We start from the raw sequence: 2,471 nt of genomic DNA, 5'->3' as shown, positions 1-2,471 counted from the left end.
TTCTCAGAACTGGGCGTGACTAAAATTACCTCTATTCCTTTATTTGTGGTATTTACTTTCACATCTGTTATCGATACCACGGGAGTTACTACTTGGCTAAGTTCGGTGACAGAGTTTTGCTGACGGGACGTCCTTAATAAGGATGTAGCGCTGGTAAGAGCAGATTGTACATTGCTCAAGTTCAAAATCTCATGACTAAGTTCAATTTGATTAGCTGCTGTCTGTTGGAGTGATGATTGCTTAGAGGTTGCATTTGCTGTCTGCTGGGCTAGAACAGGATGAGTATATGTTACTATTGAGACAATTAATAAAAGACACTGCCAAAACAAGATAGAAAGTTTTTCCAAAGCCACTATTACCCCCCACTATTTGCTTTTAAGTCAGCACACCACAAAATATGCTAAAGATATGGCGATCGCATCAGCAATCAGCTTTTATCTTTTAGCAACAGGAACCCTAATACAATACCAACTATTAATAGCGACTACCAACATTTTTGGTGATAAAACTTTGACAAATTAGAACTAGGCACTTACAAGAAAAAAATGCCCAATCTTGTCCCAGCCTAAAAGGCTGGGACGACCTTCACGCGCCAACTAATACACCAACCAATTATTGAAGCTTGGGGATTTTTTTATTTGGATCTCCCCTAAATGCGATCGCTACTGATGACTTGTTGCCCAAGGTATTACTGTTAGGACTTACGCAAAAATCGCCCAAAAGCTTAATTTATCGAACTGCCAAGACGCCAACTCTTGGAGAGGCTCTGCCAACGCGCAGCGTCTCGTAGAGAAGAACGCCAAGAATTTGTAGAGCGTGCGTAAGTACTAGGTTAAATAAATTGTCGGTTAAATTAAGCAAAGCGGAACCCAACAAAGCCCTGGAAATTTTGGTTTACCCTGCGAGAAGCCTTTTCTCTACGAGAGGCTTCTCTTTCAAAGACGCTAACGCGAACGCCAACGGGTCTACGTTCCTCAAACGCCACTTTTTAAAGAGCGGGAACGCTAAAAGCGAACAAGTCGGGAAATTGCAAGGGTGCAGGGCTGGCCTAACCTACACAGTCTAAGGTTTTTGGTACTAACCCAAGCGTATTGGTTCATCGCTTACTTGAACTGTTTGCTGTTTGGCAGCAATCAACTTTCTCTGCAAGGCAAAAGCTACACTCACAGCAAGTAAAATTCCACCAACCCCCTGAGGTTCGGGAACTGACTTCGGACTATTAAATCCATACTTTGCTAGTATTTTTTGTCCAGTTGGTGAAAGGATATAATCAGCTAGTTTTGAACCTCCAGGATTCGCATCCTTAAGTACTGTCAAACCATAGTCAGCTTGGGTTTTTAAGCTATCTGGCAATTTTACTATCTGTAAACTTGGTGAAATTTGTTGAGCAGATAAAGCACTGGTGTAATAGACCAAATAGATGTCTGCTTTGTTGATATCTTGCAGATAGTAGACTATACTGTCCCCCGGACTATTCCTCTCTGGCGGCAATGTTCCTGATAATATTATGGCTTTACCATTCAGTTGGGCAAAGCTGCCTGGATTAATTTGTTCAGCTTTGCGAAATACTTCGACCCCGTAATCTCCCAAGGGATCGCTTACAGGTTTGGAAATACCCAATTTAACGTTGGTATCGAGAAACTTATCAAGCAGATTCTCTGTGGTGAGTGACACTTCAGGTGTGGCGATCGCATAGATAGGATTTCTGGCAAACGTTTTGACTTCCTCACTTAAGTTATTTTGATTTAGTGCAAGGGCATTACCTAAATCCGCACTGGCAAAGACATCTGCCTTTTCCCCTGTTAACAACCTATCTTTCAATGAACCAGAGGAAGCAAATTCTGTTTTCACAGAAATCCCATATTCCTGGGTAAAAGCACTAGCAACTTCCGAAAGCCCACCCCTCAAGCTACCAGCAGCATATAAAGTCACCTCAAGAGGTGCAGCCAGTGTGGCTGCTAAAGTCTGTTTTGTAAAGGTAAGATTGACAACTAATGCAGTCAGTGAAGCGGCAAGCAAATACTTTTTCATCATTTTTTAATCGCCCATAAGTAAGGAAAAAATCACTTTCTCGTTTTTGATAAGCTAAAACACATATTTATTGCATAGGTCACTCGTGAGGTTTTTTGACTGCTGACAGTTGATAGTCAAGAGTTAACACTCAACAGCCAACACGACCATATATGATTTAAAAAGCGTGGAACAGCTTAACTAATGCTTAAATAGTCTCGATCTGAGCGTTTAAACTTTATGATTTCTCTACAGTATTTATAACGTATTTTTTTATACGTGTTTGTATTTTAGATTGAAGCTATCATACCAACTTGGTTGGAATAAATCTATTCAACTACGTAATTAAACGCTGACTTTATCAAAACTTTAAGTGAAAAGTTTTGATTTCTTTGAATCTTCCTTCGTTAAGGTGATTTCCGAAAAAGAAATTACCAATTAAAGTGGTTGAATCAAGATGT

2 protein-coding genes are annotated in these 2,471 nt (G+C 40.2%); both read right to left on the bottom strand.

Features of this window, described 5'->3' with window-relative positions:
* On the bottom strand, positions 1-353 hold a 353-nt coding region (locus ACFFAP_RS37940), incomplete at its 3' end, for a hypothetical protein (RefSeq protein ID WP_375516024.1).
* 724 nt (positions 354-1,077) lie between these two features.
* A complete protein-coding gene (locus tag ACFFAP_RS37935) occupies positions 1,078-2,034 on the bottom strand; it encodes an extracellular solute-binding protein (RefSeq protein ID WP_375516023.1) in 957 nt (318 codons plus the stop codon).
* Between the last annotated feature and the right edge of the window lie 437 nt (positions 2,035-2,471).

Origin of the sequence: uncultured Nostoc sp. (genome assembly GCF_964245575.1) — a bacterium.
Taxonomy (GTDB): Bacteria; Cyanobacteriota; Cyanobacteriia; order Cyanobacteriales; family Nostocaceae; genus Nostoc.
This window is presented reverse-complemented; position numbering and strand designations above follow the sequence as displayed.

Bases quoted from the DNA above. Each gene is read 5' to 3' on its own strand.
- ACFFAP_RS37935 (WP_375516023.1), bottom strand. From the start codon at position 2,034: ATGATGAAAAAGTATTTGCTTGCCGCTTCACTGACTGCATTAGTTGTC.